The 26626-nt window shown below is 66.2% G+C and carries 29 protein-coding genes; 14 read left to right on the top strand and 15 right to left on the bottom strand.

The annotated features are described in order from the left end of the window. Positions 1-236: 236 nt before the first annotated feature. On the top strand, positions 237-962 hold the full coding sequence (locus ACZ1H8_RS19520; RefSeq protein ID WP_465178884.1) for an MBL fold metallo-hydrolase: 726 nt from the start codon (positions 237-239) through the stop codon (positions 960-962). On the opposite strand, the gene pncB is transcribed toward ACZ1H8_RS19520, so the two are convergent. Further along, positions 959-2242, bottom strand: a complete 1284-nt coding sequence (gene pncB, locus ACZ1H8_RS19515) for a nicotinate phosphoribosyltransferase (protein WP_465178883.1) — start codon at positions 2240-2242, stop codon at positions 959-961. The two genes, ACZ1H8_RS19520 and pncB, sit on opposite strands and share 4 nt — an antisense overlap. 27 nt (positions 2243-2269) lie before the next feature. Further along, positions 2270-4651: a membrane-bound PQQ-dependent dehydrogenase, glucose/quinate/shikimate family gene (locus ACZ1H8_RS19510; RefSeq protein ID WP_465178882.1), complete on the bottom strand. Its 2382-nt coding sequence runs from the start codon at positions 4649-4651 to the stop codon at positions 2270-2272. 325 nt (positions 4652-4976) lie between these two features. Between ACZ1H8_RS19510 and ACZ1H8_RS19505 the strand changes: the two genes are divergently transcribed. Genes ACZ1H8_RS19505 through ACZ1H8_RS19485 form a run of 5 tightly spaced genes read left to right on the top strand, consistent with a single transcriptional unit; the run spans position 4977 to position 7607 of the window. After that, positions 4977-5888, top strand: a complete 912-nt coding sequence (locus tag ACZ1H8_RS19505) for a manganese catalase family protein (protein WP_110150317.1) — start codon at positions 4977-4979, stop codon at positions 5886-5888. A 4-nt stretch (positions 5889-5892) separates the two neighbouring features. Further along, the gene (locus tag ACZ1H8_RS19500; RefSeq protein ID WP_465178881.1) at positions 5893-6414 is read left to right on the top strand and encodes a ferritin-like domain-containing protein; all 522 of its coding nucleotides are present in this window, start codon (positions 5893-5895) and stop codon (positions 6412-6414) included. 6 nt (positions 6415-6420) lie between these two features. Continuing rightward, positions 6421-7206, top strand: a complete 786-nt coding sequence (locus ACZ1H8_RS19495) for a ZIP family metal transporter (RefSeq protein WP_465178880.1) — start codon at positions 6421-6423, stop codon at positions 7204-7206. Between the two features lie 3 nt (positions 7207-7209). Continuing rightward, positions 7210-7422 carry a hypothetical protein gene (locus tag ACZ1H8_RS19490; protein WP_465178879.1) on the top strand — a complete coding sequence of 71 codons (213 nt, stop codon included), beginning with the start codon at positions 7210-7212 and terminating at the stop codon, positions 7420-7422. Beyond that, complete coding sequence (locus ACZ1H8_RS19485) at positions 7419-7607, top strand: hypothetical protein (protein ID WP_465178878.1); 189 nt, start codon at positions 7419-7421, stop codon at positions 7605-7607. The genes ACZ1H8_RS19490 and ACZ1H8_RS19485 overlap by 4 nt, the downstream gene beginning before the upstream one ends. Before the next feature lie 48 nt (positions 7608-7655). Here the strand turns inward: ACZ1H8_RS19485 and ACZ1H8_RS19480 are convergent, their stop codons facing one another. Next, positions 7656-8375, bottom strand: coding sequence for a Crp/Fnr family transcriptional regulator (locus tag ACZ1H8_RS19480; protein ID WP_465178877.1), 720 nt, complete (start codon positions 8373-8375; stop codon positions 7656-7658). Positions 8376-8812: 437 nt separating this feature from the next. On the opposite strand from ACZ1H8_RS19480, the gene ACZ1H8_RS19475 reads away from it, so the two are divergent. Next, a complete protein-coding gene (locus ACZ1H8_RS19475; RefSeq protein ID WP_465178876.1) occupies positions 8813-9316 on the top strand; it encodes a Ros/MucR family transcriptional regulator in 504 nt (167 codons plus the stop codon). 61 nt (positions 9317-9377) lie between these two features. Here the strand turns inward: ACZ1H8_RS19475 and ACZ1H8_RS19470 are convergent, their stop codons facing one another. Then, positions 9378-10238, bottom strand: a complete 861-nt coding sequence (locus ACZ1H8_RS19470; RefSeq protein WP_465178875.1) for a metallophosphoesterase family protein — start codon at positions 10236-10238, stop codon at positions 9378-9380. A 154-nt stretch (positions 10239-10392) separates the two neighbouring features. Between ACZ1H8_RS19470 and ACZ1H8_RS19465 the strand changes: the two genes are divergently transcribed. Together ACZ1H8_RS19465 and ACZ1H8_RS19460 are read left to right on the top strand one after the other, a co-directional pair. After that, positions 10393-10590 (top strand): hypothetical protein, encoded by a 198-nt coding sequence (locus ACZ1H8_RS19465; RefSeq protein WP_110150378.1) that lies wholly within the window; start codon positions 10393-10395, stop codon positions 10588-10590. A 191-nt stretch (positions 10591-10781) separates the two neighbouring features. Next, positions 10782-11231, top strand: a complete 450-nt coding sequence (locus tag ACZ1H8_RS19460; protein ID WP_465178874.1) for a hypothetical protein — start codon at positions 10782-10784, stop codon at positions 11229-11231. Between the two features lie 16 nt (positions 11232-11247). Here ACZ1H8_RS19460 and ACZ1H8_RS19455 read toward each other — a convergent pair whose 3' ends face one another. From ACZ1H8_RS19455 to ACZ1H8_RS19410, 10 genes are all read right to left on the bottom strand, one after another. Then, positions 11248-12336 carry a S1C family serine protease gene (locus ACZ1H8_RS19455; protein WP_465178873.1) on the bottom strand — a complete coding sequence of 363 codons (1089 nt, stop codon included), beginning with the start codon at positions 12334-12336 and terminating at the stop codon, positions 11248-11250. A gap of 13 nt (positions 12337-12349) precedes the next feature. Then, positions 12350-13207: an HpcH/HpaI aldolase/citrate lyase family protein gene (locus tag ACZ1H8_RS19450; RefSeq protein WP_465178872.1), complete on the bottom strand. Its 858-nt coding sequence runs from the start codon at positions 13205-13207 to the stop codon at positions 12350-12352. A 47-nt stretch (positions 13208-13254) separates the two neighbouring features. Beyond that, complete coding sequence (locus tag ACZ1H8_RS19445) at positions 13255-14337, bottom strand: cysteine protease StiP family protein (protein WP_465178871.1); 1083 nt, start codon at positions 14335-14337, stop codon at positions 13255-13257. Beyond that, positions 14324-15097 carry an HAD family hydrolase gene (locus tag ACZ1H8_RS19440; RefSeq protein ID WP_465178870.1) on the bottom strand — a complete coding sequence of 258 codons (774 nt, stop codon included), beginning with the start codon at positions 15095-15097 and terminating at the stop codon, positions 14324-14326. The genes ACZ1H8_RS19445 and ACZ1H8_RS19440 overlap by 14 nt, the downstream gene beginning before the upstream one ends. Further along, entirely contained in the window at positions 15094-16224 is a 1131-nt protein-coding gene (locus ACZ1H8_RS19435; RefSeq protein ID WP_465178869.1) for a phosphoribosyltransferase domain-containing protein, read from the bottom strand. The genes ACZ1H8_RS19440 and ACZ1H8_RS19435 overlap by 4 nt, the downstream gene beginning before the upstream one ends. Next, the gene (locus ACZ1H8_RS19430) at positions 16221-17216 is read right to left on the bottom strand and encodes an ATP-grasp domain-containing protein (RefSeq protein ID WP_465178868.1); all 996 of its coding nucleotides are present in this window, start codon (positions 17214-17216) and stop codon (positions 16221-16223) included. Before ACZ1H8_RS19430 ends, ACZ1H8_RS19435 begins: the two co-directional genes overlap by 4 nt. A gap of 73 nt (positions 17217-17289) precedes the next feature. After that, positions 17290-17868: a TerD family protein gene (locus ACZ1H8_RS19425; RefSeq protein ID WP_465178867.1), complete on the bottom strand. Its 579-nt coding sequence runs from the start codon at positions 17866-17868 to the stop codon at positions 17290-17292. A gap of 101 nt (positions 17869-17969) precedes the next feature. Beyond that, positions 17970-19052 (bottom strand): DUF475 domain-containing protein, encoded by a 1083-nt coding sequence (locus ACZ1H8_RS19420; protein ID WP_465178866.1) that lies wholly within the window; start codon positions 19050-19052, stop codon positions 17970-17972. A 25-nt stretch (positions 19053-19077) separates the two neighbouring features. After that, on the bottom strand, positions 19078-20250 hold the full coding sequence (locus tag ACZ1H8_RS19415; RefSeq protein WP_465178865.1) for a TerD family protein: 1173 nt from the start codon (positions 20248-20250) through the stop codon (positions 19078-19080). A gap of 19 nt (positions 20251-20269) precedes the next feature. Further along, on the bottom strand, positions 20270-20863 hold the full coding sequence (locus ACZ1H8_RS19410; protein WP_465178864.1) for a TerD family protein: 594 nt from the start codon (positions 20861-20863) through the stop codon (positions 20270-20272). A gap of 248 nt (positions 20864-21111) precedes the next feature. Here ACZ1H8_RS19410 and ACZ1H8_RS19405 point away from each other — a divergent pair, with 248 nt between their 5' ends. Further along, positions 21112-22479 carry an MFS transporter gene (locus ACZ1H8_RS19405; RefSeq protein WP_465178863.1) on the top strand — a complete coding sequence of 456 codons (1368 nt, stop codon included), beginning with the start codon at positions 21112-21114 and terminating at the stop codon, positions 22477-22479. 68 nt (positions 22480-22547) lie between these two features. Then, entirely contained in the window at positions 22548-23309 is a 762-nt protein-coding gene (locus ACZ1H8_RS19400) for a class II aldolase/adducin family protein (protein ID WP_465178861.1), read from the top strand. 7 nt (positions 23310-23316) lie between these two features. Here ACZ1H8_RS19400 and ACZ1H8_RS19395 read toward each other — a convergent pair whose 3' ends face one another. Beyond that, positions 23317-24117, bottom strand: a complete 801-nt coding sequence (locus tag ACZ1H8_RS19395; protein ID WP_465178860.1) for a DODA-type extradiol aromatic ring-opening family dioxygenase — start codon at positions 24115-24117, stop codon at positions 23317-23319. A 94-nt stretch (positions 24118-24211) separates the two neighbouring features. Here ACZ1H8_RS19395 and ACZ1H8_RS19390 point away from each other — a divergent pair, with 94 nt between their 5' ends. The 3 genes from ACZ1H8_RS19390 to ACZ1H8_RS19380 all read left to right on the top strand — a co-directional run bounded on the left by ACZ1H8_RS19390 (position 24212) and on the right by ACZ1H8_RS19380 (position 26622). After that, a complete protein-coding gene (locus ACZ1H8_RS19390; protein WP_465181427.1) occupies positions 24212-24697 on the top strand; it encodes a (2Fe-2S)-binding protein in 486 nt (161 codons plus the stop codon). Between the two features lie 108 nt (positions 24698-24805). After that, positions 24806-25798, top strand: a complete 993-nt coding sequence (locus ACZ1H8_RS19385) for an RcnB family protein (protein WP_465178859.1) — start codon at positions 24806-24808, stop codon at positions 25796-25798. A gap of 131 nt (positions 25799-25929) precedes the next feature. After that, entirely contained in the window at positions 25930-26622 is a 693-nt protein-coding gene (locus ACZ1H8_RS19380) for a prolyl hydroxylase family protein (protein ID WP_110150326.1), read from the top strand. The last annotated feature ends 4 nt before the right edge of the window (positions 26623-26626 follow it).

The following is a 26626-nucleotide window of genomic DNA, read 5'->3' as shown; positions in this document are numbered from 1 at the left end:
CTCGGCGGCGCGGACGGCATCGAGCCGGCCCGGATGCCGGGCAGCGCTGGCGATATTCATGTCGCTGGCGCAGTGGAGCATGGATCGAATGGGCGCCTTCCCAGGCCGGCGGCCGGCCGAGGATGACGCTCAACATCCATCACCTCAATTGAGGGACCTCCTGCCCCTGGGGTGGGCAGCTCTTCGACGGGTCGAGCCACGGCCTGGTTCGTGGACACATTGTTTGTCACTGCCTGTTGATCGAGACCGATACCGGGCTGGTGCTGGTCGACACCGGCTTCGGCACGCGCGATATCGCCCATCCAGGCAGGCTCGCGCGCTTCTTCCGCAATCTCAACAATATCCAGCTGCGCCCCGATGAGACCGCACTGCATCAGGTCCGTCAGCTGGGCTTCGATCCCCGCGACGTGCGGCACATTGTCGTCACCCATCTCGATTTCGATCATGCTGGCGGACTGGAGGATTTTCCCAACGCCGCGGTACACGTCACCGCGCGTGAGAAATCGGTGGCCGATGCGTGCGATGGCGGGCTGTTCGTCGGCACCCGCCGCTATCGCACGCGCCAGTGGAACGATGTCGCCGACTGGCGGCTCTACCCGATGGGCGGCGGCGAGCCCTGGCTCGGCTTCGACGCGGTGCGACAGCTGCATGGGCTTCCGCCCGAGATCCTCCTCGTTCCGCTGGCCGGGCATAGCTGGGGCCATGCCGGGGTCGCGATCTCCACTGGCACGGGCTGGCTGCTTCACGCGGGGGACGCCTATTTCCACCGTGACGAGATCCACCTGGTGCGCCGCAAATGCCCCGTCGGGATGCGCGGCTATCAGCGGATGATGGAGGTGGATCGCACGGCACGACTGACCAACCAGAACCGGTTGCGCAGCCTGCACCAACGCCACGGCCGTGACGTCGCGATCTTCTGCGCGCATGATCCGGTAGAGTTTGAGGCGCTGGCGGCGCGCTAGACGCTGTCTGGGGCGAACACGCGACGATAGCGCTCGACCGCGTCGGCGCGACCGGTCGCCTTCTCGGGATTGTCCGAAAGCTTCACCGCCGGCCGCCCCTCGGCCTCGATCACCTTGCACACCAGCGACGGCGCGGCGAGCGCGGTGCTGCCGGTCGGATCGCATCCGGCAAAGTCGTTGGTCAGCCCGGTGCCCCAGCCAAAGGCGGTTCGCACCCGGCCGCGAAAGTGCAGCAGCGTGCGCTCGATCGACTCCGCGCTCATCGAGTCCGAGAAGATCAGCAGTTTCTCGCGCGGGTCGCGCCCGTGCCTCTGCCACCAGGCGATGATCTCCTCGCCGCCCTCGATCGGCGGCGCGCTGTCGGGGCGGAAGCCGGTCCAGTCCGCGACCCATTCGGGCGCGTCGCTCAGGAACCGCGTCGTGCCGAACGTGTCGGGCAGCGCGATCAGCAGATTGCCCGAATAGAGCTCGGACCATTCACGCAGCACCTGATAGGGCGACGCGGCCAGCGCCTCATCATCGGGCGCCAGTGCCGCGAATACCATCGGCAGCTCATGCGCATTGGTGCCGATCGCCTCGAGATCATGCTCCATCGCCAGCAGGACGTTGGACGTGCCCGTGAGCCGATCCCCCAGCCCTTCCTTCAGCGCCTCGACGCACCAGTTCTGCCACAGGAAACCGTGCCGCCGGCGCGTGCCGAAGTCGGACAGGCTGAGGTCCGGCAGCGTCCTGAGCCGCTCGACTTTCTCCCAGACGCGCGCTTTTGCACGAGCGTATAATATGTCGAGCGCGAAGCGCCCATGGTGGCGCATCAGCGCGCGGGAGCGGAGTTCGTTAACGATCGCGAGCGCGGGAACTTCCCACATCGTGACATCGCACCACGGGCCCGAGAAGCGCAGCGCATATTGGCCGTCCTCACGCGCGAGATCGTAATCGGGCAGGCGAAAGCGCGACAGCCAGTCGAGAAAGTCGGGAGCGAAGATCCGCTCGACCCCATAGAAGCTGTTGCCCGCCAGCCAGATCAGCTCGCGCTCGGTAAGGCGCAGCGTCCGGGCATGGTCGAGCTGCGCGCGAAGCTCGCCCTCGTCGACCTCGTCGGCGATGCGGATGCTGCGCGAGCGGTTGATCAGCGCGAAGGTCACCGCGACGTCGCGGTGATTGCGCCAGATCATCTGGAGCATCAGCAGCTTGTAGAAATCGGTGTCGAGCAGGCTGCGGATGATCGGGTCGAGCCGCCAGTTATGGGCATGAACCCGGGATGCGATGTCGATGACGCTCATGCGCTCGCATCCCGGGCCCGGCCGCCCTTACGGCAGCGCATAGGCAACTACCTCGTCGCTGATCGGGGTTTCCATGAAATGATGTCCCCCGGGATAGATCACCAGATATTGCTTGCCGTTGACCGAATAGGTCATCGGCGTCGACTGGCCGCCGCCCGGCAGGACGTCGGTCCAGAGCGTCTTGCCGGTCTGGAGGTCGATCGCGCGGATCAGATTGTCGGTCGCCGCGGCGATGAAGATGACGCCGCCGGCAGTGACCACCGCGCCGCCATTGTTCGGGGTCCCGATGTCGAACGGCAGCATTGACGGGATGCCGAACGGCCCGTTGGTCCGCGCGGTGCCGAACGGACGGTCCCAGATCGTCTTGCCGGTCGCCATGTCGATCGCGCGAATCCCGCCATAGGGCGGCCGCTTGCACAGCATGCCGGTGAAGGGCAGCCGCCAGCCGGCATTGACGTCGATCGCATAGGGCGTGTTCGCCTGCGGATCGCCGGCGCCCTCGGCCCCGCCGATCCGGCCGCGGCTCTGGTCGCGCGGCGCCCAGCCCCGCCGGTTCGCCTCGGCACGCGGGACCAGCCGGACATAGTTCGGCATGTCGTTGTAGTTCGCGACGATCACGCCACGGCGCGGATCGACCGCGACCCCGCCCCAGTCCGTACCGCCGTTATAGCCGGGATACTCGATCGATCGCCGATCGGCCTCGGGCGGGGTGTAGAAGCCGCGATAGGCGGCGCGGCGGAACTGGATGCGGCAGATCATCTGGTCGATCGGCGACATGCCCCACATGTCGCGCTCGGTCAGGTCGGGCTTGCGCAGCGTGTGCCACAGCGACACCGGCTGCGTTGCCGCGCGCTCCGACGGCTCCACTCCGCCGCCGGGCACCTTCATCTCGCCGATCGGGGTCAGCGGCCGGCCCGTCGCCCGGTCGAGCACATAGATGTCGCCCTGTTTCGACGGCAGCACCAGCGCCGGCGTCCCGCGCCAGTCGACCAGCGTCGCCTGCGCCCCGAAATCATAGTCCCACACATCGTTGCGCACCGCCTGGAACCGCCAGCGGGGCTTGCCGGTGGTCACGTCGAGCGCGACCAGCGAGGTGGCGAACTGGCGCTCCTGCGGCCGTCGCAGGCTGGAATAATAATCGGCCGCGGCGTTGCCCATCGGCAGATAGACGAGCCCCAGCGCCTCGTCGCCGCTGGCGATGGTCCACATGTTCGGGGTGCCGCGCGCCCAGATCTGGCCGGTCGGCGGATAGCCGTTCCAGCCCGGGTGCATCATGTCCCAGGCCCAGCGCAGCTTGCCCGTCACCGCGTCGAACCCGCGGATCACGCCCGACGGCGCCCAGCGATCCTGGCCGTCCAGCACCTGGTGCCCGGTGACGATCACGCCTCGAACGATCGTCGGTGGCGAGTTGATCGAGACATAGCCCGGCGGGGTGTCGCCCATGCCGATCCTGGTATCGACCTCGCCATTCGTGCCGAAATCGGTGCAGCGCTGCCCGGTGCGGGCATCCAGCGCGAACAACCGGGCGTCGAGCGTGGGCAGGATGATGCGCTGCGCACAGGCCCCGTCCGCACCGGGCACCTGATAATAGCTCACCCCGCGACAGGCGGCGGTATAGGGAATGGCGTCGTCGGAGACGCGCGGATCGAAGCGCCAGCGCTGGCGCCCCGTCGCCGGATCGAGCGAGAGGACGATGTTCTTGGGCGTGCAGACGAACAGGCTGTCGCCGATCTTCAGCGGCGTATTCTCGGCGCCATAGGTATTGCCTGCCGCCTCCGAGGGAAGATCGCCGGTGTGGATCGTCCAGGCACGCTTCAGCGATCCGACATTGGCGGGGGTGATCTGCGCCAGCGGCGAGTAGCGCCGCGCGCTGTAGCTGCCGCCATAGGCCGGCCAGTCGTCCCCCGCCTGCATCGGTGCCGGATCCGCCATCGCCAGCGCCGGCGCCGGCAAGGGGCCCGAGGGGGCGGGATCGTTGAGGCGCGCGAAGATGACGCCAAGGACGGCCGTCGCCAGCACCGCCGCGGCGCTTGCCCCCAGCCCCAGCTGCCAGCGTCGCGGCGCGGTAGTGAGCGTCGGCATGACGAGCAGCACGGCGATCAGCAGGACCAGCGGCGCGATCACCCGCGGGACCAGCGCCCAGCCATCGGTCCCGACCTCGAAAAAGGCCCAGATCACGGTGGCCGCGAAGACGACCAGGTAGATCCATCCGCCCAGCAGCCGCCGTCGCGCGAGCAGAACGCCCGATGCGATCATCGCCAATCCGGTGATCAGATAATAGAGCGATCCTCCGAGCGCGGCGAGCCAGGCGCCTCCGCCGGTGAGGACGATCCCGATCAGCGCGACGATGATGCCGACGATCAGGGGCGAGACGGGACGGCGCGGTGCGCCCGGCGGCAGGCTGGCCATGGTGAAACCTTCAGCACAAGGTTGATCGCCTTAAATCCGCACGGCTGCGGCAACGTTCCACCGGATCAACAAAATCGCGCAAGCGCCAGATCGGCAGAGACGCGCGTCTTCAGGGGGGTCGAGGCACTGGATTGATCGACCGGGCCGATGACCTTCCTGCCCCATGTTATAAGTTTTGCCAAATATATGTGTGGCAGACCAACGCACCGACCTCGGGGAGGTACAGGACAATAACATGTCATTGAGATTGAAATTATTCTTTTAGAATCATGACCAGAAACTCTGCCCGGTCCATCCGGTTGGTTGGCGCGACAGGAGTTTCTTCATGTTCATGCACAACAAGCGACTTCAATACACCGTTCGCGTTTCCGAACCCAACCCCCGGCTGGCCTGCATGCTGCTCGAGCAGTTTGGCGGCGCCGATGGCGAGCTTGCCGCCGCGATGCGCTATTTCACCCAGGGGCTTGGCGACGAGGATCCCGGCCGGCGCGACATGCTGCTGGACATCGCGACCGAGGAACTCAGCCATCTGGAAGTGATCGGGTCGATCATCGCGATGCTGAACAAGGGTGCCCGCGCGCAATTGTCCGAAGCGCAGCAGGAGGAAGCCGAGCTGTTCGCGATGGTCGGCCAGACCGGCACCAGCGCGAAGGAGTCGCTGCTGTTCGGCGGCGGCCCCGCGCTGATCGACTCCGCGGGCGTCCCCTGGACCGCGGCCTATGTCGACAGCCGGTCCGAGCCGACCGTCGATCTGAGGTCGAACATCGCCGCCGAGAGCCGGGCGAAGATCGTCTATGAACGGCTGATCAACATCACCGACGATCCCGGCATCAAGGACGCGCTCGGCTTCCTGATGACTCGCGAGATCGCGCACCAGAAGTCGTTCGAGAAGGCGCTCTATTCGATCGAGAACAACTTCCCGCCGGGCAAGCTGCCGGGGATGGAGCAGTTCGCGAATGTCTATGTGAACGCGTCGCAGGGCGAAGGCGACATGCAGGGCTCGTGGAACTCGGGCGAGCAATGGGAGCGGATCGACGATCTGGAACAGACCATGCCGATCGACGGACGTGAAGGCGATGCGTCGGTGACGCTGGACGCCGACGATCAGGCTGCGCTGAAGCAGATGATGCTGCGCACCCAGTCCGATCCGTCGGCCGAGCCGATGACTGGTGCCGAACTGGGGGCAGGCCCTGGTGCCGGCCGCGTCCAGACCCCCGCCGGCGTGGTGGAGGAGTAAGCGCATGGCAAGCCAGGCAATCGAAACCGCGCGGGACCTGTACGTCACCGGGCTGAAGAACGCGCATGCGCTCGAGCATCAGGCACTCGCGCTGATGGACCGGCAGATCGAGCATCTGATGAACTATGCCGATGTCGAGCAGGCGCTTCGCTCACACCGCGGCGAGACCGAGCGTCAGATCGAGCGGCTGGAACGGCTGCTCGAGGCGCAGGACGCGAGCCCTTCCGCGGTGAAGGACATGGCACTGAGCCTCAGCGGCAATCTGGCCGCGCTGGGCCACAGTTTCGCCCCGGACGAGATCATCAAGAACAGCCTCGCCAATTATGCGTTCGAGAGCTTCGAGGTGGCGACCTATATGTCGCTCATCACGCTGGCGGAGGAAGCCGGCGTTCCCGACGCGATTCCGATCCTGGAAGAAACGCTGCGCGAGGAGCAGCAGATGCAGGCGCTGGTGGCCAAGGTGCTGCCGACGATCGTACGCAAGTTCGTGTCGCTGCGCGCGACCGGCGAGACGGCGAGCCACTGAGGCCGGATGAGCTCGATCGTCGCGGCAGGCACGCTGGCCAGTCTATGTGCCGGGATGGCGACCGCCCTGGGCGCCATCCCCGTCCTGCTGATGAAGCCTCCCAGTGCCGAGCGGCAGAACCTGCTGCTCGGCTTCGCCGCCGGCGTAATGATGGCGGCGAGCTTCTTTTCGCTCATCCTGCCGGCGATAGAAGCGGCACGGGAGGGCGGATCGAGCCAGGCGGGCGCCGCGGCGCAGGCTGCGGCGGCGGTCCTGCTGGGCGCGTGGATCATCGCGCGTCTCAATCACTGGCTGCCGCCGTTCGAGCAATTGGGACTCGGCCCGCCGGGCATCGCCGCGCGTGCCTCGTTCCGGCGCGTCTGGCTGTTCGTGGCGGCGATCATGCTGCACAATTTCCCCGAAGGCATGGCGGTCGGCGTCAGCTTCGGCACGGGCGACTTTGCCGCAGGGCGCATCACCGCCTTCGGCATCGGCCTGCAGAATATCCCGGAGGGACTGGCGGTCGCCGTCGCGCTTACGACGATCGGCTACAGCAAGCGCGCCGCCGCCCTCACCGCTGCGGCATCGGGCCTGATCGAGCCGGTCGCCGGCTTCATCGGCGTCAGCATCGTCACGGTGGCGCAGGCCTTCCTGCCCTGGGGCCTGGGACTGGCCGGCGGCGCGATGATCTATGTCGTCGTCTCGGACATCCTGCCCGATGCGCATGCGCGGATCGGCGGCGGCGGCAGGGTGACGGCCGGTCTCATGACCGGTCTCGCGGCGATGATGTTCCTCGACACGACCTTTGGCTGAAGAATGGAGAAGGACATGACGACAGGCAGACCCGACCATAAACCCGAAGACGCCGACGGCATCCCGATGACCGGCGAGGAAGATCCGCTCGCCGAAGTCGATCAGGGCGTTTTCAGCGAAAGCGTCGCAACCTTTGCCGAGAGCGAGCGCGACGCGGGCAACGATCCTGCCGATAGACCGGACACTTCGAACAGCAAGACGGGAGACGAACGATGATCGAGGGACTCTATGGCCTGATGACGATCGTGGGGCCGGTACTGTTGCTGGCAGTGCTCGCCTGGGCGATCCTCAACAACCGCACCTCCAGGCGGCAGAAGCAGGAAACCGAAGAGGCGACCCGGCGGCTCTACAAGGAACAGGGCAAGGCCGACCGGGCCCGCGACGCGGGAAGCGAGCCATGAGCCTCACGCGCGAGACCGGCCGCCGCGTGGGTCGTCTCGCGCAGTCGGTCAGTTCAGCAGGCGGGAAGGCCGATAGTCGACCAGCCGGGCCAGTCCCTCGCGGTCATGAAGTTCGACGTTGCTGCTCCGCAGGGTCAGCACATCCTCGCGACGCATCGTCTGGAGCGTGCGCTTCACATGGACGCTGGTCAGCCCGAGCAGGTCGGCAAGGAAGTCCTGGGTCAGCGGCATCCGGAAATGGCCGTCTCGTGTCAGCCCGCTAACCTCGAGCCGCGCCTGCAGTTCGATCAACAGATCCGCGATACGCTCATAGGCGTTCAACCGCCCCAGCCGGGTAATCTGTGCCAGGAGCTGATGCTCCTCCAGCGCGATGGTCGCGTCGTATACGGTAAGCAGCCCGCTGTCGGATGACACGTCGCTGCGCCTGGGCAGGCGCGCCATCGACAGATCGGTCAGTGCGATCACCGTCGAAGCGGCATGGGAGTTGCGCAGCGGACAGACCGCGACCAGTTCGCCGGGAAGAATCAGGCTGAGGATTTGACGGCGCCCGTCCTTCAATTGCCGGACATGCGCCGCCCATCCGAAAACGAGCAGCATCGGGCTTGGCAGCAGATCGCCTTCACGAACCAGTTCCGATCGCGCCACGACCGGACGTGCACCGGAGATGGCAGAGTCGATCAGCGACAGGTCGTCCGGATCGAGCGCGGCGAGCGTCTCGAGGCGGCTGCGGATGGGGCGAGCGTCTACGAAAGTGGCAGCATGAGTCATGCTCTTCGATGCTCCGATCCTGGGGCCAACGGACCGGCCGCCAAAAGGTTGCGCCCTGCGCCGAGCCGCAGCAGGCGCTCGGCGAACCGAAGGGCAAGACGGGCCTGCGCGTCACGGCGACAATAGGGCTTCTCACCGATCGACCCGATGAGAACATGATCTCGCAGCAGTCAGGTGGTTTGCGGCGATCAGATCACGCTGCAGCCACAACCACCAGCGAGTGGACACTAACCCTGATCCAGATCAGCTCGACAAAAGATGTCCGAACATTGGCGAATTCATATTTTCGCAGATGATCCCGGATAAATACGTAAACCAATCGATTTCCATCCCGCCGACTGTTGCATTGACGCGCAACAAGCGACATGAACGGCGGAGGTGGGGAATAGTGTTGGGCTACGGAATCTAGGGCGCCCGTAAAGTATAAGGATAACCCGATGTCGGATGAAACTACCTTGAACGCCGTGGAGCTCGCCACCGAGCTGACGATCGCGTGGCTGGGAAATCAGAATAATCGGGTTCAGGCCGATGATGTTCCTGCATTTCTTCGCGCGATGCATGCCACGATCGCCGAGCTTTCCAGCGGTACCGCCGGATCGTCGGAGACCGACGCAGGTGATGTTGCGGCAGGCGAGAGCTACACGCCGGCCGTGTCGGTGCGCCGGTCGCTCTCGTCGAAGGACCATATCATCTCGATGATCGACGGAAAGCCGTACAAGACGCTGCGCCGTCACCTGTCGACGCATGGGCTCACCCCGGAACAGTATCGCGAGCGCTATAATCTGAAGCCCGATTATCCGATGGTCTCCGAGACCTATTCGGAGCAGCGTCGCGAGATGGCGAAGAAGATCGGTCTCGGCGCCCGTGGCCGTGCTGCCCGGGCACAGGCATCCGATACGGGCAATCCGCCGGCGAAGCGCGGCCGTCCCAAGTCGGCCTGACCCCTTCCCGCGCCGCGCGGTTTCTCGCGCGGCGCCTTTTTTCGCTCGCTGCTCCTTGCGGTCATGCGACCGCGCGCGGCTTGGGGACCTGGTTCAGCTCGTGCCGGACCCAGTCGCCATCGGTGAAGCAGTAGCGGACATGGTTGCCGCGCTCGAACGCGGTACCGTTCCACACCACGACCTGAAGCTCGATATCGTCGCGGCCGGTGGTGTGAATCCAGTTGAAGCTCTGGGGCTCGTCATTGCGCAGCCGGGTCGAGGTCGTCGTCCCGGCCTGGATGACCAATGCGCCGCCCGGCTTCTCGACCATCTTTCGCGCGGATTCGGCATAGGTGCGGTGGAAGTGACCGGCCAGCGCGATCCGCACGCCGGCCTCGCACACCGCATCGACCGCTGCTCCATGGCTTCCCACTGCCTCGCTCAACTCATTGCCCTTGCCGATCGGCATCGAGAACAGCGGGTGATGCGTGACCAGAATCCGCGTCTTGTGGGCCGGGACCTGCGCGAACCGGTCGCGCAGCATCGCGATCTGCTCCGAATTCAGCCTGCCGTCCTTGAAGGTGAGCGACCGTGCGGTGTTGAGGCCCAACACCGCGACATCGTCATCCTCGAACCAGGGACAGAGCTGGTCGTCGATATAGCGGCGATAGCGGTTGAGCGGGGCCAGGAAGCGCCGCGCCACGTCGTAGAGCGGAATGTCGTGATTGCCCGGCACGACCAGCAGCCGGTGGCCCGCCTCTCGCAGCCGTGCCAGCCAGTCGGACGCCGCTCGGAACTGGGCCACCCGTGCGCGCTGGGTCAGGTCGCCGGAGACGATGACGAGGTCGGGCTGCGCCTCGGCCAGCCAGGCATCGACACCCGCGACGATTGCGGGGTCATTTGCACCGAAATGAATGTCGGAAAGATGTGCGATACGGGCCATGGCAGCTTAACGAGAAACGGCAATGTCGGTTCAACGCGTCGCCAAGACAGGCATCGGCGCCAAAATTTTCGCGAGGGCTCGAAAGCGGAGAACGTCTTTGCCCGCCATGCGTTGTCGGATGCGGACCGCGCATTCGCGCAATCTGGAGATCATCATGACCGAAGAGACCGCCGCTCCGACCTCGAACGGCAAGACCGCGCTGACCGACGACTTCCGCACCCATTTCTCGGGCGATGCGCCGCTGACCGAAAAGGCCAAGGGCTTTGCCAAGGCGCGTCCCTGGACGAGCGCCGCCCTGCTGGGCGTGGCCGCGATCGCGGTGCTCAACACGCTGCGCGGCAAGCGCGCCTGATCGACCCGGGGGCCCGCCAGCGCGGGCCCCTTCGTCCCCCGGGGTTTGGCGGCCGTGGCGTGCGCCCTATATCGCATGGAAGAACGCGTCCGCGCCTTTCCCGATCGGGATCGAGCACCTATAGCGGGCGCACATGTTTGGCCCCTTCGGGAATTTGGTTAGCGATGGCGTCGTCCTTCTGGGATCGGTTGATGAAAGCGCTGGGTCCGGCGCCGGCTCCGACGGCCACCCCGCCCGCTCCGCCCGCAGCCGATCCGTCACCGACGATCGATCCGCGCGACGAGCGCATTCCCGATGTCTGTCGGCCCAAGCTGTTCCAGATCATCGGCATGATCGAGGAAACCGAGACGCTGGCGCAGCGCCATGCCAAGTTCGCGCAATATGTCGGCGAGGTCCGCCAGATGCGCGACCAGCATCTGCCCAAGCTGGTCACCAGCTATATAGACATCCCGGCGCAGCACCGCGCGGAGATCTTTCGCCGCACGGGCAAATCGGCCAGCTTCGTCCTAAACGAAGCGCTCGACCGGATGATCAAGCGGCTCGACGAGATGGGCAAGTCGATCGCATCCGACGACATCGACACCTTCACCCAGAATCTCGGCTTCATCGAATATCGCTACGGCGACAGCCCGTTTTCCTGAGCGCGCAGGGCGCTCGTCAGAACGCCACCTCGATCTGAACCACCCCGCGCCGCAACCTGTTGGTCAGTTCGCGCGGGCTCATCCCGTCGCTGCTGAGGTTCGTCGGTAATTCGAAGCCATGTGCCGACAGCAGTTCCTGGACCAGGCACGCCTTGATAGCGAAGTTCACATTTTCCGAATTGGCGCCGTGATCGCGCACATTCTGGTGCGCGAGCGACGCGGCGGTCACGCCGACCAGCCGCCCCTGCTTGTCGACCACCGCGCCGCCGGATGAACCCGACCCGATCGGCGCGCTGAACTGGAAGCGGGACAGGTCGCCGCCCAAGCCCTTCAGCCCGGACACATGACCGCCCGTGACCTTGAGGTCGGCACCCAGCAGGTCGCTGAGCGGATAGCCGGCCGCCATGATATCCTCGCCCAGCCAGACGGGATCGGCGATCCGCACCGGGATCGGATCGCCGCTGAATTCGCCCTCGATCAACGCCAGGTCATGCATCGGGTCGACGCCGACCACGCGGCATGCGTCGCGCGCGACCGGTACGCGAAAGCCGGTCGCGTCCTCCAATACATGCTCGTTGGTCACGATCAGCGTCGGCGTGACCAGGATGCCGCTGCCGCTGCCGCGTCCGCCGCGTGAGGGCGGCAGGTCGCGATGGCCAGGGACATCGGTCGGGGCGCTGCGCTCGCGCCGCGGCGGCTCGATATTGCGCGCCCGGGCATAGGCATCGATGCCGAAGGCGTGACCCTCGTTCGATGCCTTCAGCCGGGTGACGCCATCCTTGCGATAGAGCTGGCACAGGATGATCGAGCGCAGGCTGCCGATCGGCTCGGGCATCGACCATTCGTCGCTCCCGATCCGCATGCGCGCGGGATAGACATCATTGGCATGGCCGACCGCGGTATCCTCGAGAAACACGAGGATCTCGGCATCGTCGCCGTGCCGCGACAGGTTGCGGAAGACCTGCCATTCGCCCTCCGGCTCGGGATCGACGAAGCGGCCGTCGCGCGTCACCAGCGCCAGCCGGACCTGAGGCCGCAGGTTCAGCCTGAACCGGATCTCGTCGCCGTCATAGCGGATCCGCTCGCCCGCCTTCAGCTCGCTCATTCTGCTCCCCTCCTCAGGCAGTCAACCGCACATCCGTTCCCGGCACGGGAGCGCTGTCATCGGTGCCCCTGACACCGAACCGCTCCGCGCGACGCAGGATCGTCTCCGCCCAGGGCGAATGCGTCTTGGGCTCGCACATGCTGCCATTGACCGAGAAGACGCCATCCGCATCGGGCCGCAGCAGCGCATGTGCCTCGGCCAGCTCGAACTCGCTGACCATCAGCCCGCGATTGATGACCGCCGCCTGGCGCGGATGGATGATCGTCTTGTTGAACATGCCGTGATCGATGTCGCGGTCGAACTCGTCCGCCAGCAGCGAGTCCGACAGGAAATGCTCGAACACTGGCGCGCTGACCGCAAATCCGGCCGGGATGAAGCTGGTCACGATCGATCCGATCACCCCGCCAAGGGGGCCTTCATAGGCGGTGTAGCGCGGCGAGCGGCGGGCGTTCAGCAAGGCCAGCAGGTCGTTGCCGCCGATCCGCACCATATCGATCGTCGCCGGGCTTTCGAGCAGCATTGCGCGAACCTCGCCAAGCTGCGACGCATCGAACGCGATCCTGGTCTCGACCGTCGGCATGACGCTCAGCCCGGCATGGGCCGCGGCCTCCAGCCAGTCGGGAAGCGACGCCGGATCGGCCTTGGGAACGACGATACCGCGCACCCCGCTCAACGCGCCGAGGCTTGCAAGACGGCGCAGCAGGCCGGGTTCGCGGAAACGAACATAGAGCGGCGGCGCCTGGTCGGTGGCGGCGGCCAGCAGGATCGGGAGCGCCGCGGCCGCAGCCTCGACCTCATCGTCCCGCACCGCATCCTCGAGGCAGATCACGCCGGCGGCGAGCCCCGGCACCTCGCCCTTGACCAGGGCCATGACCGCAGACCGCCGCGTGGCGGGAGCGTAAAGGGTCGCGCCAAGCATCATTCGCTGACTTTCCGGATAATGGTGATGGACCGATAGGGCGAGTTGTCTGGCATCGGATCGATCCGCAAGCCGCGCTCGGCGGCAAGGTGCCGGAGGTGGGCGAGATCGGGATCGTCCCCGGCGGCAAGGAAGAGGCGGTCGGGCATCCGCCGCAGGATCGCGCGGGTGGACTCGGCGATGCCGGGCTTCACCCGGTTGCGGTCGGTGATGCCGTGATCGACCATGATCCGGTCGACCGTCGCGCGGCCCCGGGCCGCAACCGTTGCCGGATCCTCGATCGTGCCGGTACCCGGCATCGGGACCGCGGCCTCGATCGCGTCGATGAACTCGGCGCTTCGATCGGCGGCTTCATGCTCCGCCAGATACAGGCAGGCATGATAGTCGCCGGGCGCGACATAGCGGCTCGACAGCACGGTGCGGCTGATAAGCCCGGACACGATCCCGTTCAGGATACCCGACGGGATCAGATAATCCTCATGCGTCGCGGCAATGTCCGCCACCCCGGCCGGGTCCGCCACGACGGCAAGCAAAGGCACGAAATCAGGGACATGCGCCAGCGACGCGTCGAGCTCGCCGCGGATCGCCCCCTTGCCGGTCCAGCCATCGACGAACACCACGCTGGCCGGGTTGCGTTCCGCGCGGATGGTGGCCAGCGCCACGTCGTCGATCCCGCGATCGCGGATGATCGAGATCGAGTAATGGGCAGCGTCATGGCCGCGGCGGCGAAGCTCACGAAGGAGCAGCACCCCGATCGGCGTCCCTGCCCGCGCCAGGCTGACCAGCGTGGCATTGCCGCCCACGCGCGCGACGATGCGATCGGCCAGCACCGAGATATCGGCACGCAGCCTGCCGGCGTTGCGGGCCAGCGCCGCCTCGTACAGTTCGAGATAGCGCGCGTCGGGCACCTGCTCCGGCGAGAGCATCTCCGAATAATGGCGCCGGCCCGACTGGATCGCATCTTCCTTAGCCTCGACCGAAGTCAGGGCGATCCGCGCAGGCTTGATGAGGAACTGGACATCGTCCGGCGAATAGCTGCCTGAGAAGCGCGGGGCCGCCCGCTCGGCCTTACGCGGCTGCATCGAGCTCGACCTGCCGGATGCTTTCCGCAATCTGCCCGCGCGACGGGGTCATCATGTAATCGCACTCGCTGAGGAAACCGATATCGGAATGGCTGTCGCCCATCCCGATGACCGGCGCGTGCGGATGCTCGGCGCGGATGCGGTCGAGCAGGAAGCGCACCGCCGCTCGCTTGCCCAGCCAGCGCGGCATGATCGCCAGATTGTTGCCGTTGAGATGGATCGCCCAGCCCTCGCCAAGCCGAGCGCGCATCGCAAGGCCCAGCGGCGCCAGCGCCGCTTCCTCGCGCGCCTCGTGCTTCACCACGATATACAGGGTCAGCGGCGCTTCCCCCTCGATCGGCTCGTCCACGATCCAGTGGCGATAACCGCCGGCATCGCCGATCTCCGCCTCCAGCAGCGCATAGGCCGATGCCACGTCCAGCGCGCTGTCCGCCTGAACCGCGCGAACCTGGGCCAGCCAGTCGCGATCGACCTGCCCGTCGGGGCCGACGATCAGCCCGCCATGCGCACAGACCGCCTCGGCCCGCCAGTCGATATCGACGCGGCGAAAGGCGTCGAGCGACCGTGCCGTCACCGGGATGACGGTGCCCAGATCGAACAGGCTGGCGAGCATATGCTGCTGGCGCCGGGTGAAATAGCCCGAGGGCGATCCGTCGATCAGGCGGCTAGCCAAGGTCAGCCCTTCGCTCTGGTCCTCGGGCACCTTGCGCCGGGTGCCGAACAGGCAATCGTCGAGATCGGTCAGGATGAACGGCTTCACTTCGATACCTCGACGATATGGATCGACACGGGTCGGGCGGCATCGCGCGCCGCCTCCTCCAGCTCCGCACGCTGGCATGCAATGCGCTCGACCACGCAGACGATCGCATCCGGATCGGACAGGAAAAGATTATAGGCGAAACAGGGCGCACCCGATCCGTGCGAGTCGCTGAACGCGTGCCGGCTGGTCATCGCTCCACCGAGCGCCGCGGGCGAGCGCGTGATCGACTGAAGCACGCAGCGATGCCCTTCGGCCTCCAGCCGCTCGGCGACCAGCAGCGCGTCATAGCCATTCTCGCCATCGGCCAGCACTACGACCCGCGATTTCGGCGCAAGCTGTGGCAGCGGCGGGATCGCCCGAACGAGGTCCCGATAGCCGGTCCGAGCCGCCGAGGCGCCTGCCACCGTCTCTCCCGGCCGGTTGAGCCGGGCCTCGGGCGCCGGTGCATCGAAACCGGCAGCGTTATCGGCTTCCCAGTCGATCGCGCCCCGCATCAGCGACAGGCGGCCGGCGCGAGCCTCGGTCCAGTCGGCAATGACCAGCTGATAGGCGCACTTCAGCTGCGGCAACCGCTCGCGAAGTGCGGCTTCGAGCGCGTCCATCGTCAGCCCGGTGGAGGCCTCGTCGTCGATCAGCACCAGCGTTGTTGTACGATCGATCAATTTCCGATCGGCCTCGTCAATCGGGGCGTGGACGATATGCGTGCTGGCGTGGCTATGCGCCTCTTCGAAGCGCAGCAGCACCTGGAGGTCGGGCGCGGTCTGGCGGGTGGTCGACAGGAACAGCGCCGGAGCATCGTGCCTGCAAGACCAGGCGGCATGAACGCCCTGCCCCAGCCCGATCGCCGTCTCCGCCATGCCGATGAACAGCACCGGGCCGTCGCCCAGGTCTGGCAATTGGCCGGCGAGCGCCGCCATCGTGTCGCGCATGACTTCAGGTCGCGTCGGAAGATGGCGCCCGATCAGCTTGGAAACGATGAGGAAACCGCGCTTCCGGTTCAGCCGGCTGGCGAGGTCGAAGACCCCGGCCGGATCGGTCATGACGCTGTCCGGGTCGATCGCAACGTGCATCGTGCCCGCATCGAGCACGAAGTCGTGCCGGTGCGGCAGCGGGGTCATCAGGTTCATGCCGCCCTCGCCTGCACCGGCATCGCCAGTTCGCGCCGCTCGCCGACCTGGACGATCGCGTCCACCGCGGGGCGCGGCACGTCGGCGGGCTTGAGGCGCCCGGTCAGCAGGCGCGTCCAGCTTTCGACGAGCCGGGCGCCGGCCAGCTCGCTGTTGACGATGCCGCCGGCGGCGCGGGGATTGATCTCCAGCACGCGCCAGCTGTCGTCCACTGCCTTGCGATACTGGATGCTGGCCAGCCCGTTCAGTCCGAAGCGGCCGGCGAGCATCGCCGCATGGGGCAGCATGACATGGTCGTTGGCGATGTGCTGGACGCCGATATCGGTCTTGGTCCGGGCGACGCCGTGAAGCAGTTCGCCGCGCCACATCAGCAGGTCCATGCTGACCTCGGGCCCCGGCAGCCAGGGCATCAGCACATGCGGGATCAGCGTGTCGCTGCGCTCCGCCTCGGCCACCAGCCAGCGGAACGCGGCAAGATCGATCTCACGACGATCGGGCTCGGCCAGTTGCGACAGGGCGGTGCCGGGCACCAGGCGCCAGAAGCCATGGCCGAACACGCCCACCTCCGGCTTGGCGCAAAGGGAGCCGAATGGCGCGAGGCGTGCGACCGCATCATCGAACTCAGCGAGGGTCGCGAAGCGCTCGGTCGGCAGCGCGGCGTCATCGGCCCAGTTGGCCAGCGTGGTCGCGAAGTCCGCCTTGCTGGCGATGGTCGCGAGCGCGTCGGTGCCCGCCGGCAGCTCGATCCTGTCCGGTGCGAGCGCGTCAGCGAACAGCGCGTGGCGGCGCTGCGGCCAGACGATGTCGATCCGGTAATCGGCCACCATCTGCGCTGCTTCGATCGCCGTTTCCGGCTCGGGCAAGCCTGTGACGCGGCCGGACGAGGCCGGCAGCTGCCGCTCGTTCATGAACAATTCGAGATCGGGGTCGGCGGCCAGCATCATCGGTGCCAGCTCGCGAATGGAGAATCCCCGATTGATCCACAATCGCACTTCGTCGTGTTCCCTGCATGAAGACGGGGAGCGGTGCGCGAGCCCCACTCCCCGTCCCGAGTTCCGGTTGACGTCAGGCGGCGTCGAGGCCGTAGATGCCCGCGACCGCGGCCAGGCCGCCGGCCTTGCCCTGGCCCATCGCGTTGAACGACCAGCCGCCATCCTTGCGATAGAGTTCGGCGAAGATCATCGCGGTCTCGGTCGAGGCGTCCTCGGTCAGGTCGAAGCGCAGCGCCTCCTGGCCGTTCGCCGCATCGACGACGCGGACATAGGCGGACTCGACCTGGCCGAACGACTGGCGGCGCTGGTCGGCCTGGTCGATCGTCACGATCACGACTGCCTTGGAGATGTCGGCCGGGAGGCGGGCGAGATCGACCTTGATCGTCTCGTCGTCGCCATCGCCTTCACCCGTGCGGTTGTCGCCGAGATGCTCGACCGCGCCGCCGAACAGCGACTTGTTGTTGTAGAAGCAGAAATGCTCGATGCCCTTGGCCTTGCCGTCGGCGCCGCACAGGATGACCGATGCGTCGAGATCGAACTCGGCGCCGTCGGTCTGGCGCACGTCCCAGCCCAGGCCGATCTGCGCGACCGTCAGGCCGGGGGCGGTCTTGTCCAGGCTGATGCGCTGGCCCTTGGCGAGTGAGATGGCCATAATCGTCCTTCCTCTAGTTTCGTTTCATTTCGTTTCCGGCGATCGCGACACGAGGTCGCTGGTCGCTGCCGGAATGCGACCGGTTATCTTCGGACAAGGTTTCAGTTCGGTGTCACGATCTTCCCGTTGGGGAGGACACCCTCACCATCCTCGTCATCGAGATATTCTTCCGGATGGCGGCGGCGATGCGCGACCGAGCTGCGCCAGGCAGCGGCGATCAGCAGCGCGCCGATCAGGCCGGTGACGACCTCGGGAATGTGGAAGCGCACGCTGAGCAGCATGATCGCGGCAAGCGCGATGATCGCCCAGAACGCACCATGTTCCAGATAGCGATATTCGGCGAGATGGCCGCCGCGAACCAGCGCGATCGTCATCGAGCGGACGAACATCGCGCCGATGCCAAGGCCCAGGGCGATGATCAGGATGTCGTTGGTGATCGCGAACGCGCCGATCACGCCGTCGAACGAGAAGGAGGCGTCGAGGAATTCGAGATAGACGAACCCGGCCGCACCCGACCGAACGACCTGCCCCGCCTCGTCCTTGCTGCTCATCATGTCGCCCAGCAACTGGACACCGAAATAGACGGCGATACCCGAGACGGCGGCAATCAGGAACGAGACCTGCTCGTCCGGCGGGCACAGGAACGAGACGACTCCGGTGATGACCAGCGCGGCGACATAGGGCCCGAACGGAATGCTCGACAGCGCCGCTGCCGGCTTTTCGAGGAACGGGATCCAGTGATGCTCCTTCTCGCCCGACAGGAAGAAGTTGAGACCGACCAGCAGCAGGAAGGCGCCGCCAAAGCCCGAAATGCCGATATGCGCGCCGGTGACGACCGCCTCGTAGCGCTCGCGGTCGGTCAGCGCGATGTCGAGCGCCGCCCAGGGCGAGATCCAGCCGGCGATGCTGACGATCGCCAGCGGGAACACGATGCGCATGCCGAACACCGCGATCGCGATGCCCCAGGTGAGGAAGCGCCGCTGCCACACCGGGTCCATGTCCTTCAGGACCGTCGCGTTCACCACGGCATTGTCGAGGCTGAGCGAGGTTTCCATCACGCCCAGCACGCCCGCAATGAAGACGAGCTGCAACGCCATCTGAAGCCCGCCCTGGCTCCAGCCGATCCATCCTGCCAGCGCGAGGCAGACGATGGTGAAGACCAGCGACCCCCCGAAATTCTTCATCAAGCCCTTCATGTTTCCCCCAAACCTATTTCCGTCCTGCGGCCCAACGCAGGAAGATGCCGATATCGTCGGCATATTCTCTCTGGTCGCGGTACATCCGCATCCAGTTGGTCAGCTTGAGCTGACCATTGTCATTGTCGATCAGCGCGAGCCCGCACAGCGGCAGCCGGCTGCCATGCTCGCTCATCTGGACGATCACCTCGGGATTGTCCGGGATGCGCAGCGTCGCGACGGCATCGGTCTTCTGCCAGTCGGGTACGCCCTCATAGATGAGCGCGAACACGCCGAGCCGCTTGATCTTGTCGAAGTAACGGCCATTGACGCGGATCGTTTCCCCGCCGGTGACCGATCCGGTGCGATCGTCCCCCGAAAGCTGGATGAACGGTTCCTGGTCGTAATTGCCGAACTGGCGTCCAAGCGCCTGGATGCATCCCTTGAAGCCGTCGTGGAATTCGAACATGCAGCCCAGGTCGAGATCCACCGAGCCGCCGCCGAAGAAGCCGCGCTTGCCCTGGTTCCAGTTGAGGTTGAGCTCGATCTCGCCGAACGACGCGCCCTTCTTCGCCAGGCTGATCGACTTGCTCTTTTCGAGCGTGATCTTCTGGAGGCTGATCGGCGCAGCGGCCGGCGGCGGCGGCGGTGGGACCGGAGCCGGGCGCGGCGCCGCGGCGGGCGCCGGTGCCGGCACGGGCGCTGGCGCTGCAGGCGCGTCCACCTCGCCACCGAAATGACCGATCAGTTCGGCCAGCCCGCCGTTGAAGCCCTGCGCGATCGTGCCGAACCGCCATGCGCCATTATGGCGATAGAGTTCGACCAGCATCACCGCCTTCTCGGCCGACAGGACCGCGCCCGCGTCGAAAGTGGCGTTGCCGGCAGTCACGATGATCGGTCCGCATTGCGCGACCGGGACATCGTCATGCGTCGCCGTGATTACGACACGCTCGATTTCCGCCGGCAAGGCCGCGGTATCGATGTCGAACCGCGCCGACGCGGCGTCCGACGCCAGCCGGATCTCGCCGCGCGGCGAGGACGGGTTGCTGAAGAGGACGACATAGCGATCGTCCCCGATCTGGCGCCCCGCCTTCAGCCCGAAGGCGGCGATGTCGGTCCCGGCGCGGCCGAAATCGACGCGCACCTGGACCGACGCTCCCGCGCCGAGATCGGCCAGCGGGCGCTTCTCGCCCTTGCCAAGCTGCATGATATCGCCCTCGGGTCGTTCAGTAGGACGCGACGATCCGGTCGAGCTGACCGGCCATGTCGTGGAAGGTCCGGCCGGCGGCGCGCTCGCCAATCGCCTTGAATTCCCAGGTCGATCCCGTCTTGCGCACCGCGCCGAGCACCAGTCCGGTGTGCGACCCCGCCTCGGACAGCGAGATGCGGCCGAGTTCGGTGCCGCTATTATGGTCATAGGCGCGGCAATAGGCATTATCGACGCGGTCGAACGCATCGCCCGTGAAGCTGTTGACCGTCAGGACCAGCGTATCGACATTCGGCGGCAGGTCGTTCAGCCGGACGACGATCGTCTCGTCGTCGCCATCGCCCTCGCCGGTACGGTTGTCTCCCGAATGCTGGATGCTGCCGTCCTGGCTGCGCAGCTGGCGGAACCAGACCGCATCGACCATGTCGCGGCCGGCATAGACGAGGCAGGACGCATCGAGATCGATGCTGTCATTGCCGCCTCCCAACAGGCCCTTGAGGAATCCGCCCGACTTGCGGACGTCCCAGCCCACGCCGAACGCGACGACGCTGAGGCCGTCGCCGCCGGCCTTGCTGAGCGAGATCTTCTGGCCCTTGGAAAGACTGATCGCCATCTTCGCAACTCTCCCTAGTCATTACGCAAAAAGGACATGCGCAACCCAATGGGCCGGACACGAACGTGTGCCGGCTCATTCCCCGTCGCCCTCGGTTCACAAAGCCTAGCCGAAATCCCGTCCCCGGCAAGCGACTTGAGTTGAGACGCATGAATTGCCGGTCGACCCAGATAAAGCCCTGGCGGCAAGCACCTGTGGCCGACGCGACTGCTGGACTCCGGCGCAGGTCCGATTATCGACTGCGCCCGGTGACTTCGAATGTTCCGCCCGATTCCGGACGACCCACGCGCCTGCGGCTGCTGCTGTTCGCGTCGGGCGACTTCGCCTTCAATCTCTATTGGCAGAGCGTCGCGCTGTTCCTGCTCTTCTATTACACCGACGCGATCCGGCTGCCGGTCGAGACGGCTGCGCTCACCTATCTGATCGCGTCGATCTGGGACGGGATCGTCAACCTGGTGGCCGGAATGGTGGTCGATGCCGGCGGCGCGCGGCGGGGCCATTCTCGCTGGCTGGTGCTGGGCGCTGCGCCGCTGGGGCTGTCCTTTGCCATCATGTATCTGCCGCCGCCGGATGTCTGGTGGGCGGCAGGTCTGGTCCTGCTCGGCCATATCCTGTTCCGCACCGCCTATGCGTTCGTGAACGTACCCTATCTCGCCATGTCGGCGCGGATCAGCCAAGATAGCGGCGACCGCGCGCTTGTGGCCGGGCTGCGGGTGCTGTTCGGCACCGCCGCGCTGTTCGTGGTCACGCAGGGCCTCATGCGGATCGGCGGCTGGTTCGCCGCCGGCGACATCGCCCATGTCTATTTCGCCGCCGCGATCGCCTTCGGCCTGATCGGCACCGCGCTGCTCGTCCTGGTCGGCTGCACCGTGCGAGAACTGCCGGTCGGCGATCGCGGACCAGCACCCTCACTGGCGCAGTGCGTCGCGAGCCTGGCGAGCAACCGGGCCTTCCTGACGCTCAGCGGTGCGATGATGGCGATGGTCGCGGCGTCGACCGTGCTGAACAAGTCGGTGCTCTATTACTATAAATATCTGCTCGGCGACGAGGCGGCGGGGCGCGACGCGCTGGGCATGATGGGCCTGGCCGGCGTCGCCGCGGTGCCAGTCTGGATCCTGGCGCGGCGGTGGCTGGGCAATCGCGGCACCTGGTTCCTCGCGACCGCGGCCGGGATCGCGATCCTGATCGGCTTCGCGATCGCCCATCCGCTGCGGACCCTCTCCACCCATTCGTTCATGATGGGGCTGCAAATGGCGATGACCGGGCTCAACATCATCTTCTGGGCGATGCTGCCCAACACGATCGAATATGGCGAACGGACAACCGGGCTGCGCGTCGAGGGCACGGTGTTCGGCCTGGCGGCGCTGCTTCAGCGCATCGCGATCGGCGCGGCGACCGGGCTGTTCGGCACCGCGCTCGCCTCGGTCGGCTATGTCGCCAATGTGCCGCAGAGCGCAGCCACGCTGGAAGGCATCCGCTGGTCGGTCATCCTGTTGCCGATCGGCTTCTTCGCGCTGTCGGCGGCGGTGATGTGGTTCAATCCCCTCACCCGCCACGCCCATGCCGCGATCGTCGCCGAGCTCGAGCGGCGGCGCAGTCAGCCGGGCGCGGGCTGAAGGCGAACAGTTGCCGCCGGGGCTGCGTCCGTGGCATACCGCGATTACGAAAGATCGAGGAGAGGATCATGGCAACCGCGCTCCAGTCGCGTCCGCAGGTCACCGAGGCAGAGTGGGAAGCGCGCCAGCAGCTCGCCGCCTGCTACCGGGTGTTCGACATGCTCGGCTGGTCCGAGATGATCTACAACCACATCACGCTGAAGGTGCCGGGCGAGGAAGGCGCGTTCCTGATCAACCCGTTCGGGCTGCACTTCAGCGAGGTGAAGGCATCGAACCTGGTCAAGATCGACATCGACGGCAACAAGCTGGACGACAGCCCCTACCCCGTGAACCGCGCCGGTTTCGTCCAGCACGCGCTGTTCCACCGCCATCTGCCCGATGCGCATTGCATCATGCACACCCACACCACCGCGGGCATGGCAGTGTCGAGCCTCGAGGGCGGGCTTCAGCCGGTCAATTTCTATGCGTGCAATTTCATCGGCCAGCTCGCCTATCATGATTTCGAAGGCGTGACGGTGCGGGACGAGGAAGGCGAGCGACTGCTCGCCAATCTGGGCGACAAGCGCATGATGCTGCTGCGCAACCACGGCATCCTGGTCATGGGCCGCACCCTGCCCGAGGCGTTCATCAAGCATTGGTCGCTGCAGCGCGCCTGCGAGATCCAGGTCGCGACACTGTCGATGGGCCGGCCACTGCCGGTCTCGGACGAGGTCGTCGCGGTCCATCAGCGCGACCTGCACATGGCACAGGTTCCGGGTGGGCCCGGAGCGGCCGACTTCGCGGCGATGGTCCGCCTGGTCGACCGCACCGACAAGAGCTGGCGCGACTGAGCGAGGCTCAGCCGAACCGGTAGCCCGAAACGACCCAGCCCATCACCACGTCGCGATAGTCGCGGACCGCGGGGTCGGCGCCGCCCGCTCCCAGCGCGACCATCAGCGGCAGGAGATGCTCCTCGCGCGGATGGGCGAATTGCGCATGGGGAAGGTCGGCCCAGGCCGCGACACGCTCTGCCCGGCGCGCGGGATCAGCGTCCGTTACGGCTGCGGTAAGCGCATCGTCCCATTCGCCGGCAGTCGCTGTAACCTGCGGTCCGCGGGCACGCAGATTGTGGAAGCTCATGCCCGATCCGACGATCAGCACGCCCTCATCGCGCAGCGGGGCGAGTGCCCGGCCGATCGCGATGTGCGCCGCGGGGTCGAGATCCCGGCGCAGCGACAGCTGGACCAGCGGAATATCGGCACCCGGGACCGCGACCATCATGGGAATGAAGACGCCGTGGTCCCAGCCCCGCTCGCGTTCGATGCCGACCGGAAAGCCGGCAGCCTCGATCAGCGCTTTCGCCCGCAGCCCGATATCGGGCGCGCCGGGCGCCTGCCAGTCGAGGCGATAGGTGTGTTCGGGAAAGCCGTAATAGTCGAAGAGCAGGGGCTGACCGTCGCCCAGATGAACGGTGACGTCCTTCTCCTCCCAATGGCCGGAGACCAGCAGGATCGCCCTGGGGCGCTCGGGCAGGCTGGCGATCAGTCCGGCCAGATAGGCCTGCATCGGGCGCCACATGGGGTCGGGTGGTCCGCCGTCCGGGTCCATGAAGAAACATGGGCCGCCGCCGTGCGGGATGAAGAGCGTGGGTTGGGTCATGCACTTGAATGTCGAGATGGACGCCGGTTCGTTCAATCTTCGATCCGGAAACGACCCGTTTCGGATCGGCGACTTTGAAGCTAGGACCGATGCGATGACGCGCTTCACCGTGAACAACAAGCCGGTCGAATATAAGCTGGACCCGCGCACTCCGCTGCTATGGGCGCTGCGCGATGCCTCGAACCTGACCGGCACCAAATATGGCTGCGGCACGGGGACATGCGGCGCATGCACGGTCGATATCGACGGCACCGTGCGGCTGGCGTGCCAGGAACCGATCGGAGCGCTGGAAGGCACGTTCGTGACGACGATCGAGGGCTTGTCCGAAGATCGCAGCCATCCGGTGCAGCAAGCCTTTATCGCCGCCAATGTTCCACAATGCGGCTACTGCATCCCCGGAGTCGTGATGGCGGCATCGATCCTGCTGCGAAACAACCGGTCGCCTAGCGAGGCCGACATCAAGGAAGCGCTGACCAATATCTGCCGCTGCGGCATCTATCCGAGGCTGATTTCCGCAATCGAGCACGCAGCGCGGATCTCACGCGGTGAGGAGAACGTTCCTGGTTTTGAAAAAAGTTAAAGCTTTCAATCTGCTGTCAGTACAGTTCAGCCTGATGACATACCGGTTCATCTAGACGCCAACTGTACGAGAGCACCGGCACCCCGCCGGACGAGCGGAGACGAGACAATGTTCAAGCCCATCATCGCGGCACTGATCGCCGCAACGGCCCTGGTGCCGCCTGCGCTTGCGCAAGATCGGGGCCGGGGCGACCGCGGCGGCGGCGAATGGCGCCAGCGGTCCGACAATGGCGGCCAGCGCCAGCAGGCGCCGCAGCAGCGCAACTGGAACCGCGGCGATCGCGGTCAGCAGGGCTGGACCCGCCCTGCCCAGCCGCAACAGCAGCCGCCCCGCGGCAACTGGCAGCGACCGGACCGGCCCCAGGCACAGCCCGGCCAGCCGGCGCAGCGCCCGCAGTGGAACGGCAATCGCGGCAACTGGCAGCGCCCCGATCGCCCGCAGGCGCAGCCGGGTCAGCCCGCACCGCGCCCGCAGTGGAATGGGGATCGCGGCAATTGGCAGCGTCCCGACCGTCCCGGTCAGCCGAACGGGTGGAACCGCGGCGATCGTGGTCCGGGCGGCGCCTCGGGCGTGGTCGGACCGCAGCGTCCGCCGAACCAGGACTGGCGCAACCGCGATGGCCGAGACGGTCGCGACCGCAACTGGGGCAATCGCGGCCAGAACGGGCGCGACTGGCGCAACCGCGATGATCGGGGACGCTGGGACAATAACCGCGGATCGCAGTTCAGCCGCCGCTATGGCGACTGGCGCGACAATGACCGCAACCGTGGATCGTGGAACGACAGTCGGCGCTGGTCGAATAGTTGGCGGCGCGACAATCGCTACAACTGGCGGAACTATCGCAATTCGAACCGCAATATCTACCGCCTACCCCGCTATTACGCGCCGCGTGGCTATAATTACGGATATTCGCGCTTCTCGATCGGCGTGACGTTGGGATCGCTGCTGTTTGCGCCAGATTACTGGATCAACGATCCGTTCTACTACCGCCTTCCGCCCGCCTATGGCGCCTATCGCTGGGTGCGTTACTATAACGACGCGCTGCTGGTCGATATGCGGACCGGGACGGTGGTCGATGTCGAGTATGACATCTTCTGGTAAGCGCCGCTCATCGTCGGCGACGTCGACTGAAAAGCCCGGTCCGCGCAAGCGGGCCGGGCTTTTTCGCATGGCGGCCGAGGAAATCGGGCGGCCCCTTGCCAATCCGGTCGCGCGGCGCAATCTGGGACGCGATGAGTCTGTTTTCCCGCAAACCCAATGACGCGGCGCTGCGCGCCAAGGCAGCGCGCAAGGTCACCGAGCGGCTGGAGTCCAACCCCGCGATCCGCCGCGCCCCGGTCGAGGCGGCGCAACTCTATCTCTATCCCAACTATTTCAGTGATGCGCAGTGCGAGACGCTGATCAGGCTGATCGACGCCAACCGGCGGCCCTCGACCCTGCTCGCGACGCATGACGACCCGGAATTCCGCACCTCCGAAAGCTGCGATCTCGATCGCTGGTCGCCCGAGATCGAGCCGCTCGACAACGGCCTGGCCGATCTGCTCGGCATTCCCCATGCACAGGGGGAGACGATGCAGGGTCAGCGCTATGCCCCCGGCCAGCAGTTCAAGGCGCATTGCGACTATTTTCACGAGCAGCAAGGTTATTGGGCGGACATGGTCAATGCCGGTGGGCAGCGGACCTGGACGGCGATGGCCTATCTCAACGATGTCGAGGAAGGCGGCGCCACCTGGTTTCCGCGCGCCGGCTTCCGCGTCGCGCCTAAGAAGGGCCTGCTGGTCATCTGGAACAATATGAAGCCCGACGGGACGGGCAATTTCGACACGCTGCATGAAGGCATGCGGGTGATCGAGGGGACCAAGTACATCATCACCAAATGGTTTCGCGAACGCGACTGGGTCCGCACCAGCTTTCCGACCTATTGAGCCG

The sequence above is a fragment of the Sphingomonas sp. BL-S-25 genome (assembly GCF_055521555.1).
Note: the sequence above shows the minus strand (reverse complement) of the source record. Positions and strands in the feature narration are given on the sequence as shown.